Here is a 16,507-nt window from a genome sequence, read left to right on the forward strand (position 1 = left end):
AAATGGGAATGGAAATCAAAGAAATAACCAAGGGATATCAAGCCGAGGTAAACTACCAAAAGAAAATGCTGCAAAATCTTCAGTACTGGCTGCAGTTTTTCTTAGCAACTGGTGCAATTGGTTTTGTCCTGTGCTACTATTTCTACTCTAAGACAGTTGGGCTATTTATTTTAGGGGTTATTTTACTGATTATTGGCATGCTGGGGTCAGTCATAATCGTTTATGGTCGTCATAGGGGAAAACAAAATCTTAACTTACTGATTGATGATTATCAGGCCAAGATAAATTATCTAAAAAAGCAATAAAAAGCCTGATATGGGCCCAAAAATTACGACAGTTTAATAAATTTCAGCTGAGGACTAATTCCCTACATTCAATCGGGTTAGTCCTCTTAGCTTGTTATAGTAATTGATATTTTTTGTTTCTTCGGTTGTTACGAAGAATAAAAAGCAGATAAGACAACTTTTTGGTGTTTTGTTGGCTTCTTTTTACTTCAAAGAGCCATTTTTTAAAACACCTTCTTTATAGCTATATCTTTGCATGATTAACTGATTTTGTACAAGAAGTTAACATCTATTAGTCGATTAAGGGAGATACCCTACATTTTTGAAACAGGATCTTAAATTCTCTTAATTTCTAAATTTAAGTTTTAAGCTATTTGTGAATTAAATTTACATATTCTATAGTCTTAACAACAGCACCTAGCGGTTTTTATGAGAACGATAGTCTAAAAAATCAGCCAGTTCAGCCATTAGTAGCATACTTAAGGTAATTGCTATCTAAATAATTCTTTAACGCCATTAGAGCAAGATTTAGCTAGTGCATTCACTAATTATTTGTTAAGGGCGTCTATTATAAAGGTATTTTATAAAATAATGATTATGGTGTAACTATAAATAATCAATAATAATGCCATTATTTATAAAATAGATATATGTAATAGTGAATATTTTTATTTTTGACAAATAATTAAACAAAATAGATTGGAATTAATTTTTTAGCTTGATTTATTAATAATAAAGCTTGAAGACTTATAGCAATTCTATTAATGTCATCATATTTTTTGCTAATTACCTTTGGGTTAGTCAGTGTGACACTCCCAACTTGTGAATTTGATACTCAGAATTACTTATACACCTGTAATTTTTATTAAAAATAAATATTAATGTATCCTTTATAATTATTTCAAATACATGATGTGCAAAATTTGAACACATTAAAAACTGATTGCATGATATTATGAAATTAGGAATTATATTATGCTAGAGTTCTTTTTGAATAAATTCCTTAAATATATTACTGAATTTATTATACGTTTTTAGGTAAAAGTTTATAACTTTGGTATGAGGTGATCACTATGAGAAAATCAATAAATATGTTATTGTTAAGAACAATCATTTTGAAATTGCTATTCCTAATAGTGCTAAGTTTTTACCTAATGTAATTGAAGGTGCTCAAAAGCAACTTAATATTTCAAACAAGCTTGTTAAAGACAATGGATTAGTTATTAATCCATTAACAAAACCCGCAAATATGATGTCATTAAAAACGCGTAAATTATCAGCAAATTAAAATCGAATTGAATCTTGTAGATTAAGGTCAATCTTTCGCAGTAATCCAGCAGTCAATACTAGAGTAAATGTTTATTACGATATTTTTATGTTTTTAACTGTTCAAGATGTCTCCACACAATTAGACAATGTGCGGGCTGAATTTTATAGGTTCATCTATTGCTCAAAATCACTCATAAACATGGGTAGATAATCTATCTAGTTACAACGGGTGTCATAAAAAGCAAGAAGATATCAAGATGCAAATTGGGTAGCACAAGATTCAGAAGGAGTTTGGCATGATTAAATTTAGCTAAAATGCTGATTTTTAAACCAAAGTGGGGTGAAAGCTAATGCAAGCCGGTCAACAACTATTCATAAACATTTTTCAAGCTGGCCAATTAGTTTTAATAATTGGCGTAGTAATTGCAGCTTTTTACGTTAAAACACATGAGCGAGAAATCTATAGTAGGCCAAGGCTCTATCCTAAAAAGGTTGAACTATTCTTATCTTGTATACCTTTTTTAGTTCCATGGGCTGCATTAATTGGTTACTTTATTTTTCCATTAAAAGCTGATTTTTCTGTTTATGTCAAGCGTGTACTAGATGTTTGGCCATTAATCATACTCTGCATAGTTTGGACACTAATTATGGTTTTAGCAATCCATCATGATTTGAAATTACGGAAAAAATATGGCGGTGACCCATAACCAGTAGGAGATAAATAAAAAAGAATCTGAGACTTATTACCAAAATATCTTTTAACTAAAAGCAGCAATCCTATTAAATCAAGGTTTAGCAATACCGAAATTTAATAGGATTTTTTGGTTTAGAAGAGTTTTTGCTCAGATTCTTTTTTGTTTATAACTGAACTTGGACTACCTGAACACCAGCTTTGAAAAACTCCGTAATTGTTTGACTCGGTGTAAAAGAGTCAGTAATTAGTAAATCAATGTCTTCTACGTGACCAATGGTAAAGTTCGAAAACTGACCAAATTTGCTGTAGTCTGCAACCACAATTAGCTTGCGTGAATGCTTAATAATTGCCTGGTTGACTTTGGCTTCTTCGATGAAGGGAGTTGAGATGCCATGCTCAAGACTTAATCCGGCGCAACCAATAATTGCCCAATCGGCGTAAATTTTTAGGAACGGATCAACTGCTAGATCACCGCTCATAATCATTTTGCGACTGATGTTGCCGCCACTAAGGATAATTTTGCTGTTGCTGTTACGCATATCGAGATTACCAGCATAGCCATTGTTGGTCAGAATATTGACGTCTTTTTGTAATAAATAAGGAATTGCTTCGAAAGCAGTTGTACTTGAATTAATGAAAACCCATTTATGTTTTTCGATGTGACCCGCTGCTTCTTCACCGAGTCGCTTTTTGATGTAACTGACAGAATCGGTAAAAGGCACTTCTTCAGGTTTGACCAGCGAAACTGTCCCTTTATCCTGAATGATTTTGCCTTGATTAGCTAAATTACTACAATCTCGCCGTACAGTCATGATTGATACGCCCAGTTTTTGACAAAGTTCATCTAAGGAGATGTTTTTTTGATGATTGAGCAAGTCAATTATTTTTTTGCGCCGATTTTTGATTACTTGATATGAATTTTTCATTTTGAGCTACCTATAACCTCTTGAATAACACTTGTTGATTATGAAAAATATCATAAAACCAATTAATTATCAATAAATATTGATGTTTTTTGCTAAAACATCATATAAAACATTATTTATCATTTAATATGGTTGAAAGCGTTATCAGATTAAAATATAATTACCATGAAAACAAGCTTAAAGGAAAAATTTTAGGAGGAAAACATGACAAATCCAACGAATATCAATCAAGTTACACCAGAAGTCTTTGCGGAAAATAATTTTCCAGAATGGGGCACTTTTTTAAATGAACAAATTGCAGCTAAAAAGGTCCCTGCAAAATCATTTGCAATCTGGTGGCTAGGCTGTATGGGTACTTGGCTTAAGACACACGAAGGAACAAATATTGCGATTGACATGTGGAACGGTACCGGTAAACACACTCATGGTGACGGTAAAATGCGCAAGGGTCACCAAATGATGCGGATGACTGGTGGCGAGGCAATGCAACCAAATCTTCGTAATAAACCTTATGTCATTGATCCATTTGCAATTAGAGATTTAGACGCACTTTGCGTGACGCATACACACCATGACCATTTGGATATTTATACTGCAGCTTGCGTTAACAAGTTTTGTCCGAACGCTAAATTTATTGGCCCGCAAGGCGTTGCCGATGAGTGGGAAGAATGGGGTGTTCCTGCTGAAAAAATTACGGTCGTCAAGCCCGGTGATGAAGTTAAGGTTGGTTCCGTAACAATTAAGGCTTTAGAAGCATTTGACCGGACTGAACTGGTAACAGAAGATGACCCTAACGTAAAGCTTGCCGGTACTAAACCAATCGAAATGGCTAAAGTTGCCGTTAACTATTTAGTTGAAACTTCAGGCGGCAATGTCTACCACTCAGGTGACTCACACTATTCCAACACATTTGTTAAGCATGGTAATGAAAATAAAATTGATGTTGCTTTATGCGCATATGGTGAGAACCCACGCGGTATTACCGATAAGTTGGATGATTCCCAAGTTTTAAGAATGGCTGAAGCACTTAATACAAAGGTTATCATTCCAATGCACTATGACATTTGGAGTAATTTTTACAGTGACCCAAAGGATATTTTGGCTCTTTGGGATCGTAAGAGATACCGCTTACAATATCAATTTAAGCCATATATTTGGCAAGTCGGTGGTGAATTTAACTTCCCACAAGATAAGGACAAGTTTGAATACATGTATGATAGAGGATTCCATGATGCCTTTAAGAATGATCCTGATTTGCCATTCCCAGAGTTATTATAATTCACTTTTTGGTTAATTATCTGGTAGGAGGAATCATGTTACGTTATTTTTTTGAAAATCATCTGATTAATATCAGTCAAAAGCATCCCCAAAATTGGCAAGAAGCCATCAGAGTCTCCGGGGAAGTAATGAAGGCAAATAACCTTGTTACCGATAAATATATTGATCAGGTCATAGAAGATGTCAAGCAATATGGGCCATATATTGTAATTGTACCCGGAGTTGCAATGCCCCATTCACAAGCTGATAGTTCTGGGGTTTTAGGGACTGGTATTGGTCTAACGATTTTTGAACAACCGGTTTCCTTCGACCAAAATGATCCAGAAAAAGACGCTCAGTTGTTCTTTATGCTAGCTGCCAAGGATAATGCTACCCATATGAAAAATATTGCTAATTTATCTAACTTACTAATGGAAGATGGCATGATTGAAGACCTGTGTCACGTCAAAAATCTTACCGATTACCAACAAGTCATGGCTAAGCATGACGAAAGTAAAGAAAAGAGCAGGTAAAGAAAATGCAAAATATTTTGAATGTCTTACTAGCTATTTGGAGTTACTTCGCCACGAACGTATTAAATCAACCAGCCTTTATGATTGGTTTTATCGTTTTGATTGGTTACATCTTAGAGCACAAAAAGTGGTACGAAGTACTATCAGGCTTTTTAAAGGCAACTGTTGGGTATTTCATCTTAGCTGCGGGATCAGGCGGGTTAGTTAATACTTTCCGTCCCATCTTAGTCGGCTTAAAAGACCGTTTCCATCTCAGTGCCATGATTATTGACCCTTATTTTGGTCAAAATGCGGTTAACGCGGGAATCATGCAGCGCTTTGGCCGGTCATTTGCGGATACAATGCTGCTATTATTATTTGCTTACATTATCAATATTTTATTGGTGCGATTTTCTAAATACACTAAATTGCGGGCGGTTTTTACGACCGGTAATGTCCAAGTTCAACAGGCAGCAACAGCGTTTTGGTTAATTTTATTCTGTTTTCCAAAACTGAACCGCTTTTCAATTTTAGCAATTATGAGTTTAATTCTTGGCCTTTACTGGGCTGTTGGTTCTAATTTAACCGTTGGTATTACGCAGGAATTAACTGACGGTGCGGGTTTTGCCGTTGCGCACCAGCAAATGTTCGGAATATATTTCTTCGCTAAATTATCAGAGATTATTGAAAAGCACGCGCTAAAGAAAAACCAAAACAAAAATAAACGGCTTGAAGATATTAAATTGCCAAGTTTCATGTCAATCTTTAATGACAACATGGTTTCAACTTCTATCTTAATGTTGATTTTTATTGGTGCAATTCTGGTAGTCTTAGGACCTGATTATTTGATCAAAGCGCACTTTATGCAAAAAGGGCAAAGTTTCATTTTCTACATCTTACAGACTGCCCTACAATTTTCCGTTTATCTTGCAATCTTACAGCTCGGCGTTAGAACTTTCGTTAATGAATTAACGGAATCCTTTACCGGTATTTCTGACAGATGGCTACCTGGGGCAGTTCCTGGTATCGATGTTGCTGCAACACTAGGTTTTGGTTCCCAAAATGCACAAACCATTGGTTTTATGTTTGGTGCATTAGGTCAGTTTACGATGATTATTTTGTTGTTAGTTTTCCACTCACCAACCTTAGTCATTGCTGGCTTCATTCCGTTGTTCTTTGACAACGCTGCTATCGGCTTGTATTCCAATAATCGCGGCGGCTATAAATGTGCAATGATTATGCCGTTTATTTCCGGCCTGATTCAAGTTGCCGGCTCGGCATTAATTGCTACCTGGGTTGGCATGGCTAAATATGGTGGCTACCTTGGCATGTTCGACTGGGCAACAGTTTGGCCATTCTTCACTGTCGTCATGAAATACTTGGGCTACTTCGGTGTCGCACTCATTATTATCATGCTTTTGGCAATACCACAGCTGCAATACCGGGCAGATCCGGAAGGGTACTTCTTGATTACTGAAGATTATCCAGAATGGCAAAAATTAAATGGTAAAGAAAATAATTAGAAAGGAAAGATTTAGTTATGAAGATTTTAACTGCATGTGCAAATGGTTCTGGAACAAGTTTGATGTTACTCAGAACAGTAAAAAAGACAATGGAAAAATTAGGTTACCAAATTACTCAGGCTGATCACACTTCAATTTCAGAGGCAAAGGGAATTGCCCGTAACTATGATGTTGTTTTTACCTCTATACCATTCATTAAGATGTTTGATGAGGTAAAAAAGCGCGGTGGAGAAGTAATTGGCATTAAGAATGTTATTTCCGCTAAAGAGGTAGAAGACAAAATTAATGCTTCAGACATTCCAGCTAAGTTTAAAAAAGATTAGGAGCAAAAAATGAATTTACCAATGATGCAAGTAGCATTGGATTGTAACGATACGGCCCAGGCAATCAGTGTTTTACGCCAAGTAGAAGATCAAATCGATGTCGTTGAGGCGGGAACAATTTTAGTTTACCGGGACGGAATGAGTGCCGTTAAGAATTTGCGAGCAATGGCTCCCGATAAGATTGTTTTAGCCGATGTTAAATGTGCCGATGCCGGGACAAAATGTGGTGTATCTTGTCGTGAAGCAGGGGCAGACTGGATGACCTGCATTAATGCCGCAACAGTCCCTACAATGAGTAATGCCCAAAAGGAAATTGAGGTTCAGGTTGAGCTTTATGAGGGCTGGGATAATAAGGATAGAATGCAAGAATGGCTTGACCACGGCATCCACCAAGTGGTTTACCACCAAAGTCGGGACGCCAAATTTGCCGGTCAAAAGTGGTCTGAGCAAGACGTTGAAAACGTCAAGAATTTAATTGCGATGGGCTTCAAGGTTTCAGTCACTGGTGGTGTTCATCCTGAGATTTTGCAGCTATTTAAAGGTGTTCCCGTTTATACTTTTATTGCTGGCCGCGCAATTACTGGTGCTGATGATCCTCATGCTGTCAGCAAGCAGTTTAAGGACGAAATTAAGCGAATCTGGGGCTAACTGATAAAGGGGAGCAATGAATAATCATTGGCGCCTCTTTTTTGTTAGGTCACTAAAAATTATTTAGGAGTAGAAAATGACCGTTAATTCACTAGGTATTTATGAAAAAGCCCTGCCACAAAACCTATCTTGGCGCGAGACCTTTGAGCTCACCCATGAACTGGGCTTTAATTTTTACGAATTTTCCGTTGATGAGAGCGATGCTCGCTTGGCCCGGCTTGACTGGAGCCACGAAGAGCGCAGCCACATGCGGGATCTGATGTGGCAAACAGGGATGCGGATCAACAATCTGATGTTATCAGGGCACCGCCGTTTTCCGCTGGGGTCAAAGGATCCTGCTGTCCGGCAAAAGTCTGTGCAGATGCTAGCCAAAGCCGTCGACTTATGCGTTGATTTAGGCATTCACAATATTCAGATGGCTGGTTATGATGTCTATTATGAAGACAAAAGTGCCTTATCGCGCGAATTATACGTTGAAAATCTAACTAAATGCGTTCACCTGGCAGCTAAAAAGAATGTTATGCTATCAATTGAAACCATGGATGACCCGTTTATTAATAACCTGGCCAAAATCAGTCATTATCATGACCTGGTTAAAAGTCCTTGGTTGCAGGCTTACCCTGATTTAGGTAATCTAAGTGCCTGGCCGGAAAACGATGTCCCGGCAGAATTAGAAAACTACATTGACACCATTTGCGCGATTCACTTAAAAGACAGTAAACCAGTAACGGCAACTTCAGAGGGGCAGTTCAAGAACGTGCCTTTTGGTGACGGCTGCGTTGACTTTGCCGGTCTGCTGCGTCTGCTTGTTCGGTTAAACTACAATGGCAGTTTTACCATTGAGATGTGGTCTGGTGATAACGGCGATGAACAGGCAGTGGAAGAAGTCAAAGCTGCCAAAGCTTTCTTTGACCGCCTCTTTGCGCAGGTGGGCATCGAGCAGGAAGCAATTTAAGTAAAGGAGAAGAGCAAATGCTTGAACAATTAAAACAAAAAGTCTATGAGGCGAACATGCAGCTGCCCAGGCTGGATCTAGTCACCTTTACTTGGGGCAATGTCTCTGGCATTGACCGCAAGCAGGGGTTATTTGTTATTAAGCCTTCTGGTGTGCCATACGAAGAACTGACGCCCGAGGATTTGGTCGTGGTTAATTTAAAGGGCGAAGTAGTGGAAGGCAGCCGCAATCCGTCAAGCGACACTCCGACACACACATATTTATACAATCATTTTCCTGAGATTGGCGGGATTGTCCACACGCATTCGCCTTGGGCGGTAGCCTTTGCGGCGGCACAAATGGACATTCCGGCACTAAACACGACGCATGCCGATACCTTCTATACTGATGTACCGGCCGCTGATGCTTTGACTAAAGCCGAAATTGAAGAAGACTATGAGGGCAACACTGGTAAGACGATTGTGCGCACCTTTAAAGAGCGCCACCTGGATTATGAAGCAACGCCGGGCTGTTTAGTCAGCCAGCACGGCCCGTTTACTTGGGGTGAAACAGCCGCTAAGGCAGTTTATAATGCAAAAGTCTTAGAAGTGGTGGCTGAGGAAGATTACCACACCTTGCAGTTAACGCGGGCAAATAGCCACTTGCCGCAGTATTTGCTGGATAAGCATTACTACCGCAAGCACGGTCAAAACGCGTATTACGGGCAGGACAATGCGCAATCAAAGACGCATGCTAAACGAAAATAGGGTAAAATAAAAAAGTATTAGAAAAACTATTCTTTAAGCCACGAAAAAGCGTTGAACTTGCAGGTTCAACGCTTTTTCTGTATACATACGCTCTTGGTCTTGCTATTATTTAATTACCAAATTTCAAATAGATTAGAGACCAAGAACAATATACCAAATTAATACCATAGACCAGTCTGCTTTAGTACTTAATTTAGACTTTGCTATGCTGCAAAATCACCTAGTTCATGCCATTAGTCAGTTTATCGATTTCATTCCCCTAGTTGGTTGGTCTTGGGGGTTATCCCTCGAGTCACTGGCCGTCCGACATATTATCCTGCTAGTATGCCCAGGATTTGCTTTTTGCCTATAGCCGTAAAGTCTTTTCTGGCCGTTAGATCGTCCAAATACTAACCGAAAATTTATTTAATTGACAAGCAGACAATGACCTGCTACACGATTAATAACTTTCGCGCAAGCAGGCAAGCGTATTAGCTAATTAAATAGCGTTTTCCTTACTTTAACAATCTGCTCTGGAAAGAGAACCTAGTTTAAGAATAGGTCCTTTTTATTGATTGTATCAAAATTGAAGCTGATGCCAACAAATATTTTTTGACGGAAAGCCGTTGACCGCTTCCAAACTAAATTACAGGTTGAGGCATTAGCGCTCTATCAGGAGTTAATGAAAGAAAACGAAAATGTGGTCAACATAAGATTGATGTGTAAACGGTCTTTGGCCATTTGAAGAACATATTTTGCATGTGTGGAGTCTATCTAAGAGTGCAGCCAAAACAATTTTTTCAGTGTTTTGTTTCCTTCTTTTTTATTTAAAGAGCTAGTTTGTTCCCCGTCTCTTTTTGATATTTTTGGTTGAAAGTTGATTTTATCTAGTTGAAGTTAAATTTCTTTGGTCTTCAAGACAAGCAGAGAAGTATTATCAATTGTGAATGTCTTAAGTGGCACTTTAATTGCTTCTAATGAATCTTGGCCCTTAAATTGCTTTACTTAGTATAACAAGTCACTTTGATATTTTTGAACTTGATAAGAAACACACTGAAGCTGATTCTTATACCATTGTTGATGATCCCAAAGATACCGAAATGAAATGATCCCAATTTGTTTAAAGTGTAAAACAACTGAGCCAGTTTCTATTTAAATTCCTTTACCAAGCAATGCTTTAGACCTTCTCCATCTTCAAGACTTCCACGAGGCAAATTGTAATAATTAATACAAGGACAATTCGTCTTATTAACACTAGACCACTTGTTACGTCGGCAATAATGCCATAGCAGCCAAATACAAGATGAATACTATCAGTCATTTCTGTTCTTATTCAACCAGCAAAGCTTTCCTAGTCATAGCTGCAGTAGCTCCATACATCTTACGATAGATACCGTAAATTTTATCGTATACATTTGCTGAACTTTCATTTGGCTTTACTGCATCTCTTTTATATGTAACAAAAGAATTAATACAGCTTTCCCAGTCATTAAACCATCTGCATCCCATGGCCGCAATCATTGCGGCGCCAATTCCAGGTCCTTGCTCATTTTTTAAACAAATAATCTCTTTTTGGAATATATCAGCTTGAATTTGAAGCCAAAATTGACTTTTTGCTCCTCCTCCAATAGAAATAATTTTATTTATTTTTTTGTAATTTGATTCATAAATGTTAATAAGATCCTTCAAACTGAATGTAATTCCTTCAATAACAGCTCGACAAAAATCCGATATGCTTGTTGTTTGGCTTAGTCCAATAAAACTTCCACGTATATATGAGTCTGAATATGGTGCTCTTTCACCACTGAGGTAAGGTGAGAATAATAAATGATTTGAACCAATGGGAGACTGGCTTGCTTTTTCGATTATTTGATCAAAACTCAAATCCGGACATAATGTTTTTTTAAACCAGTTAAGAGAATCTCCGGCTGATAGTGTCACTCCCATGGAATAATAACGATTTTCAATTGCATGATGCTCCATTTGAATCGATCCTTCGTATGGCTCATGCGGTTTTCTTTCGTCAGAAAGAACTACGCCAGACGTGCCAATACTACATAAAATATTGTTACTATCATATATTCCTGCACCAACTGCTGCTGCGGCATTATCGCCTGCCCCCGCAAAAATTTTGGTATTGATCTGTAGTCCAGTTTTTTCACAGATTTCCTTTAACGGATTGCCAATAAATTCAGTTGAATTAACCAGACTAGGGCAAATTTCACCTGGTATTTTAAAGTAGTCCAAAATCCGCTTACTCCAGGTGTTTTTCTCAATATTCAGCATTAAGGTTCCAGTAGCATCAGACAAATCCATGTTTATTTTTCCGGTCAAACGGTATCTGACATAATCTTTTGGCATTAAAAAAAATGCAATTTTATTATAGTTTTCTCGCTCATTTTTCTTAATCCACAATAGTTTAGGAAGCGTGAATCCTGCTACTGCCTTATTTCCCGTAATTTTAACTATTTCTTGACCAAAGCAATCATTTATATAATTTGCTTCTTCTTCACTTCTTGCATCATTCCATAAAATGGCAGGTCGTATTACACGATAATTTTTATCTAGAAGAACCAAGCTATGCATTTGTCCAGAGAAAGATAAACCTTCAATTATACTGTTTTTGCCTATCTCTTTAATGATTTTCTGGATACATTCGACCGTTGCTTTAACCCAGATTTCTGGATCCTGTTCTCTGTATCCATTTTCGGGCATCAAAATTGGGTAAGATATAGATTTTTGAACTTTGATTTTACCATATTGATCTAAACAACTTACTTTAACGGCGCTAGTTCCTAAATCAATTCCTAATACATATTTTTCCATAATTATTTATTTAAATAAGGATTAAATTTAAAGTTTAACTTTTTAGACCATTCTGGATAATCGCTAAACAAAAGTCTAAATGGCTCTTCGTCTTCTTCAATACTGGGGATACGGGGAATTGGCTGATAAAAACGATTATCCATATTATCATTATTAGTCGTTGAAACTTCCCAAGCCATTACCTTGCCAGTTCCTGGCTCAACGTTCCACTTGTGATATATTCTTTGGGTCGCAGTTAAGCTTTCTCCAGGTTCAAGTTTAATGACGCTCCCAGCCGGAAGTAATAGTTTTTCTCCATCTTTAACAATTGTAACATCGCTAACTTTGTCAAGACTCTCATCATTAGCTACATTCCAAACTTTAATTAGAAGGTTACCACCACCTCGGTTGATCGTATCTTCTTCCTTTAGTTTATGAAAATGGTATGGCAGCTCTTGCCCCTCCTCTAGGAATAAAACTTTTTCGCAATAGGGTTTGGGGTAAACACTACTGTGATTATAATTTCCATTTCGAAATGTAAATGCTACTAGGCCATATTTATTAAAATCATTGCTACCAAAGTCTGTTACATCCCAACCCAGCATATTATCGACAATTTCGCGATACTTTTGATCCAGATTAGTCCAATCTTCAAGCTTCCAACTAGCGAATTTTGGAAAGTAAACGCCTCTATTTATAGCAAATGAAATGTTGGTTTTTAAAATTTGGTTGATTTTCGATCTTTTCATCATTTATTCTCCTTAAAATTAAAATTAATATTAAATTCTATCCTCTCATTAGGGCTGATCACTTTTAAGTGATTATTTTTTTTGGCATTTTCGAACCCATTTACATCATTTGTACCGGGCTCCATTCCTAAAACAAAATTTTTCGTACGCTCTAACTTCCATTCATTCAGGACGGGTAGTGTGTCTCCACTATACTTTACTTTTAAACTTAAATTAGTATTTGGACTATTTATCGTAAATTCTGGGTTTTTTAATTTGTGAAAAAAAACCTGTTCGGGTCTTTTGCTTTTAGGATCATTCAAATCAAGAAAATCTTTTGCTTCTGTATCTTGATAGCTTCGAGTAAGGCTCTTTGTTGCATTGAAACACAATGTTGTTTTCGGAGTTAAAAATGGATAGCCATAATTATTATGATATAAAAGCATATATGGTAAACTTTCGTCTCCGTTATTAAATAAAGTATCATGAATATTAATTACTAACTCGTTTTTACTTATTGTAATTTCACGATAGATACTTAAATTGGTGCCAAACATGACAGACTCTTTTACATTACCGCAAACTTTAATTTCCTTATCAAGAATTTTATAAAAATAATTATAAGCAGGAGTATTGCTTATCGTTCCATGTAACCCTTTATTTTTATTAGATTTTCCCATATAAGCTAACCCACCAGTTGTCAAAAAACCAACATTAAAGTTTTTCATAAAACCAGTATCGCCATCTTCTGTAAAATACGTACTGTTGACTAATCCAGTTGAAGATAAAAATGAGATATTTTTACCTTTTATACTTAATTCAGGTATATCCAAACCTCTATCAATAGCAATTGTAATGGAAAAGCCACCGGCAGTGACTACTTCATAAGCTTTCATACCAGTGGCTTTTCCTTCAAGAAATTGGATATACTTAACTGAATTTAGCTGTGCTGGATTACCAACAAAATCAGTTTCACTTATATTTTTCATTTTTTATCCAATACTGATGTCGCTTAAGTCAACATCTTTTTCCTCTTTTTGTTCGCTTTCCTTTGTAACTGGACGTTTCAATAAAAAGAAAATAATTCCAGTTACAAGGCTACCAATTGATAGTGCAATTAAAAATTGAACTGGTTTTGTCATTGTTGGGACAGCAAAAAGTCCTGAAGCAGGAATTTTTGAGTCTGCTCCCCATAGCATTGATAAACCGCCTCCGACAGCTCCACCACATGCGGTGGAAACAATCGAACGCCAAAGATCATTAAGCACAATGGGTAAACTTCCTTCTGTTATTTCACATAAACCCATTGGAAATGCGGTTTTTAACGTATTTATTTCCGTTTGAGTATAAATTTTTTTATGAAAAATTTTTTCTAAGAAATATGCAATTGTAAAACCAAAAGGCGTAACCATTGATGCAAGAATTAATACTGTAATCGGTTCATTAACGCCTTCAGCTTGCATTGCTAAAACAAAAGCAAAAACTGTTTTATTAATTGCGCCACCATAATCAACTGAAGCGAGAATACCGATAATTGCCCCGTAAATAAACTTTTGACTTGAAGGAAGCTGCGTTAAATACTGCGTTAAAATCCTTTGCCCTTCCGCAATTGGTGTCCCTAAAATGTAAAACATTACGGCACCAGATAAGATAGAAGATAAAAATGGAATAATTAATGTCGGCATCAAGCCTTGTGCCCATGCTGGGACTTTAATTGATTTCAAAATCAGAACAGTTAACCATCCGGCTACATATCCTCCAAGTAAACCGCCCAGAAATCCTGCTTTAATTAAATTTGAAATCAAGCCCACAAGAAACCCTGGAGCAATGCCGGGCTTATCAGCAATGGCAAACGAAACACCAGTTGAAACTACCACAGGTAGAAGCCCTAAAATTAGACCTCCTGCGGTACTAAAGGCATCCCATATTCCAATAGTTCCAGTAAAATTAGTAACGCTTTTTCCTCCAAAAATATTACCTACTGCTAATAGTAAGCCTCCTGCTACAACGACAGGAATTAAATAAGAAATTGCTGTTAAAGCCGGTTCCTTTATTTTGACTATTAATTTATTTTCAGCCATTTTTTTACCTCTAACTTATATTGAGAGTTGAATGCAATTTTCTGATTAATTTTACTGGGCTTTGAATGGCAACGTCAGTCGAAATTTGTACAATTTTTTTACCTTTAAAGCGCTCACGACCAGAAATTTTCACATCAACAGCCAATAAGACAACATCTGCTTCCTTAATTTCATCGGGTGTTAATTCATTTTCTGTTCCAATAGTTCCTTGAGTTTCAATGTGAATAGTGTCTCCACATTCTTTGGCAGCTTGTTCAACTTTTTCTTTAGCGATATAAGTATGCGCAATTCCGGCTGAACATGCTGTGATACCAACAATTTTCATTTTTTCATCTCCTTCATTTTGCAAAAGCCCGGATAACGTCATCAACACTTTTTGACTTTTTAAGTTTAGCAACGACCTCTTCGTTTCCTAATTTACCTGCAAAAACTGATAAGAGTTTTAGTTGGTTTCGAGCTGCATCTGCATTTTTGTTTACTGCGAACAAAATTACTATTTTTACTTTTTCATCATCTAAAGACTCCCATTTAATACCATGCTTTAAAATTCCAATGGCAACGCCAATTCTTTTAACATCATTGCTTTTCCCATGAGGAATAGCGATTCCTTGGCCTATACCCGTAATGCCTTCATTTTCTCGAAGATATATATCCTTCACGAAAAGATTGACATCACCAATGTAATTTGCTTTTTTAAGAATTCTGGCTAGTTTAACAATTACGTCATGCTTATTTTTAGCATCTAATCCAATTGTTATGACTTGAGGATCTAACACTGTAGTTATATCAACCATAATTTTTTTACCGTTTACTTTAACTATGCTTTATAAGATTCATTTTGGAAATTTGTAATTTTATATGGCACATCAATCGGATTTTCATTTTCAAAATATAGTTTAGTTCGGTCAATTGCTTGACATAGTTTATTCTTATGATGGACTACTTTCTGTTCTTCGATCATAGCAGAAGGGAACATCAACTTTGGTTCACGCATTTCGTTTGGATCACTCTCAGCTAAAAGCTTTCTTAATCCTTTGGCAAAAGCAATTTTTATATCACTTGAAATGTTAATTTTATTAATCCCATTAGCAATTGCTTCTTGAATTTGGTCATCTGGATTGTTTGATGCTCCATGTAAAACTAAAGGAATATCAACCGCAGAAGAAACCTCTTTGGCGATTTCTGGTCTCAACTTAGGTTGGACATCTTTAGGATATAGTCCGTGAGCCGTTCCTATTGCAATTGCTAAAGAATCAACTCCTGTTTTTTCAACGAAATCTCTGGCTATTTCTGGTGAGGTATATTGAACATCATCGGTTAAGTGCCCATTAACATCATAACCAGTATTAGCAATTGTTCCGATTTCAGCTTCAACGGAAACGCCAGTAGCATGAGCTGCTTCAACTACTTTTTTTGTAATTGCAACGTTCTCTTCATAGGGTTTCATTGAATAATCAATCATTACGCTCGTGAATCCTAAATGAATTGCGTGTATACAATCTTCAAATGAGCCACCGTGGTCTAAGTGTAAAGCAATTGGCAAGTCAGTTTTACTTGCGGCTTGAATTACCTGTCCAGCAAAGTTGTCTCTCAAAAAAGATAATTCGGTTGGATGAATTGCCATTATAAAAGGCGTTTGATCTTGAATACACTTTTCAAGTGTGGCAGTAAATAATTGCCCTGAGCCAGCATTATAAGCTGGTACCGCAAAGTGATTCTTATGTGCGACATCTAATATTCTTTTTCCTGTTACCAAAACCATTTTTTTACCTCCAAA

Annotated in this window: 18 protein-coding genes; 9 read left to right on the forward strand and 9 right to left on the reverse strand. The window is 36.7% G+C overall.

The annotated features are described in order from the left end of the window. Positions 1-8: 8 nt before the first annotated feature. Together J3U71_RS02565 and J3U71_RS02570 are read left to right on the forward strand one after the other, a co-directional pair. Positions 9-305, forward strand: coding sequence for a DUF202 domain-containing protein (locus J3U71_RS02565; RefSeq protein WP_267392528.1), 297 nt, complete (start codon positions 9-11; stop codon positions 303-305). Positions 306-1,903: 1,598 nt separating this feature from the next. Then, on the forward strand, positions 1,904-2,260 hold the full coding sequence (locus tag J3U71_RS02570) for a hypothetical protein (RefSeq protein WP_103752844.1): 357 nt from the start codon (positions 1,904-1,906) through the stop codon (positions 2,258-2,260). 151 nt (positions 2,261-2,411) lie between these two features. Here J3U71_RS02570 and J3U71_RS02575 read toward each other — a convergent pair whose 3' ends face one another. Next, on the reverse strand, positions 2,412-3,173 hold the full coding sequence (locus J3U71_RS02575) for a DeoR/GlpR family DNA-binding transcription regulator (protein ID WP_267392527.1): 762 nt from the start codon (positions 3,171-3,173) through the stop codon (positions 2,412-2,414). 204 nt (positions 3,174-3,377) lie between these two features. Here J3U71_RS02575 and ulaG point away from each other — a divergent pair, with 204 nt between their 5' ends. From ulaG to J3U71_RS02610, 7 genes are all read left to right on the forward strand, one after another. Beyond that, the gene (ulaG, locus tag J3U71_RS02580) at positions 3,378-4,451 is read left to right on the forward strand and encodes an L-ascorbate 6-phosphate lactonase (RefSeq protein WP_220220628.1); all 1,074 of its coding nucleotides are present in this window, start codon (positions 3,378-3,380) and stop codon (positions 4,449-4,451) included. Positions 4,452-4,486: 35 nt separating this feature from the next. Continuing rightward, complete coding sequence (locus J3U71_RS02585; protein WP_220220629.1) at positions 4,487-4,963, forward strand: PTS sugar transporter subunit IIA; 477 nt, start codon at positions 4,487-4,489, stop codon at positions 4,961-4,963. Between the two features lie 5 nt (positions 4,964-4,968). Then, positions 4,969-6,465 (forward strand): PTS ascorbate transporter subunit IIC, encoded by a 1,497-nt coding sequence (locus J3U71_RS02590; RefSeq protein ID WP_267392526.1) that lies wholly within the window; start codon positions 4,969-4,971, stop codon positions 6,463-6,465. A gap of 17 nt (positions 6,466-6,482) precedes the next feature. Further along, on the forward strand, positions 6,483-6,788 hold the full coding sequence (locus J3U71_RS02595; RefSeq protein ID WP_220269043.1) for a PTS sugar transporter subunit IIB: 306 nt from the start codon (positions 6,483-6,485) through the stop codon (positions 6,786-6,788). Positions 6,789-6,797: 9 nt separating this feature from the next. After that, positions 6,798-7,436, forward strand: a complete 639-nt coding sequence (locus J3U71_RS02600; protein ID WP_220269044.1) for a 3-keto-L-gulonate-6-phosphate decarboxylase UlaD — start codon at positions 6,798-6,800, stop codon at positions 7,434-7,436. A 76-nt stretch (positions 7,437-7,512) separates the two neighbouring features. Next, positions 7,513-8,391, forward strand: coding sequence for an L-ribulose-5-phosphate 3-epimerase (locus J3U71_RS02605; protein ID WP_267392525.1), 879 nt, complete (start codon positions 7,513-7,515; stop codon positions 8,389-8,391). 17 nt (positions 8,392-8,408) lie between these two features. Further along, positions 8,409-9,137 (forward strand): L-ribulose-5-phosphate 4-epimerase, encoded by a 729-nt coding sequence (locus J3U71_RS02610; RefSeq protein ID WP_267392524.1) that lies wholly within the window; start codon positions 8,409-8,411, stop codon positions 9,135-9,137. Positions 9,138-10,293: 1,156 nt separating this feature from the next. Here the strand turns inward: J3U71_RS02610 and J3U71_RS02615 are convergent. Genes J3U71_RS02615 through J3U71_RS02650 form a run of 8 tightly spaced genes read right to left on the reverse strand, consistent with a single transcriptional unit; the run spans position 10,294 to position 16,492 of the window. Next, positions 10,294-10,437 carry a hypothetical protein gene (locus J3U71_RS02615; protein ID WP_267392523.1) on the reverse strand — a complete coding sequence of 48 codons (144 nt, stop codon included), beginning with the start codon at positions 10,435-10,437 and terminating at the stop codon, positions 10,294-10,296. Between the two features lie 8 nt (positions 10,438-10,445). Next, positions 10,446-11,942: a xylulokinase gene (gene xylB, locus J3U71_RS02620; protein WP_267392522.1), complete on the reverse strand. Its 1,497-nt coding sequence runs from the start codon at positions 11,940-11,942 to the stop codon at positions 10,446-10,448. A gap of 2 nt (positions 11,943-11,944) precedes the next feature. After that, a complete protein-coding gene (locus tag J3U71_RS02625; protein WP_220269659.1) occupies positions 11,945-12,670 on the reverse strand; it encodes a D-lyxose/D-mannose family sugar isomerase in 726 nt (241 codons plus the stop codon). Then, on the reverse strand, positions 12,670-13,638 hold the full coding sequence (locus J3U71_RS02630) for a DUF4432 family protein (RefSeq protein ID WP_267392521.1): 969 nt from the start codon (positions 13,636-13,638) through the stop codon (positions 12,670-12,672). Before J3U71_RS02630 ends, J3U71_RS02625 begins: the two co-directional genes overlap by 1 nt. 3 nt (positions 13,639-13,641) lie before the next feature. Continuing rightward, positions 13,642-14,730 carry a PTS fructose transporter subunit IIC gene (locus J3U71_RS02635; protein WP_267392520.1) on the reverse strand — a complete coding sequence of 363 codons (1,089 nt, stop codon included), beginning with the start codon at positions 14,728-14,730 and terminating at the stop codon, positions 13,642-13,644. A 10-nt stretch (positions 14,731-14,740) separates the two neighbouring features. Next, a complete protein-coding gene (locus J3U71_RS02640; RefSeq protein WP_220269049.1) occupies positions 14,741-15,055 on the reverse strand; it encodes a PTS fructose transporter subunit IIB in 315 nt (104 codons plus the stop codon). A gap of 13 nt (positions 15,056-15,068) precedes the next feature. Next, the gene (locus J3U71_RS02645; protein WP_220269050.1) at positions 15,069-15,524 is read right to left on the reverse strand and encodes a PTS sugar transporter subunit IIA; all 456 of its coding nucleotides are present in this window, start codon (positions 15,522-15,524) and stop codon (positions 15,069-15,071) included. A 23-nt stretch (positions 15,525-15,547) separates the two neighbouring features. After that, positions 15,548-16,492, reverse strand: a complete 945-nt coding sequence (locus J3U71_RS02650) for a ketose-bisphosphate aldolase (protein ID WP_267392519.1) — start codon at positions 16,490-16,492, stop codon at positions 15,548-15,550. Between the last annotated feature and the right edge of the window lie 15 nt (positions 16,493-16,507).

The sequence above is a fragment of the Lactobacillus sp. B4015 genome, from assembly GCF_026536055.1.
Lineage (GTDB): Bacteria > Bacillota > Bacilli > Lactobacillales > Lactobacillaceae > Lactobacillus > Lactobacillus panisapium.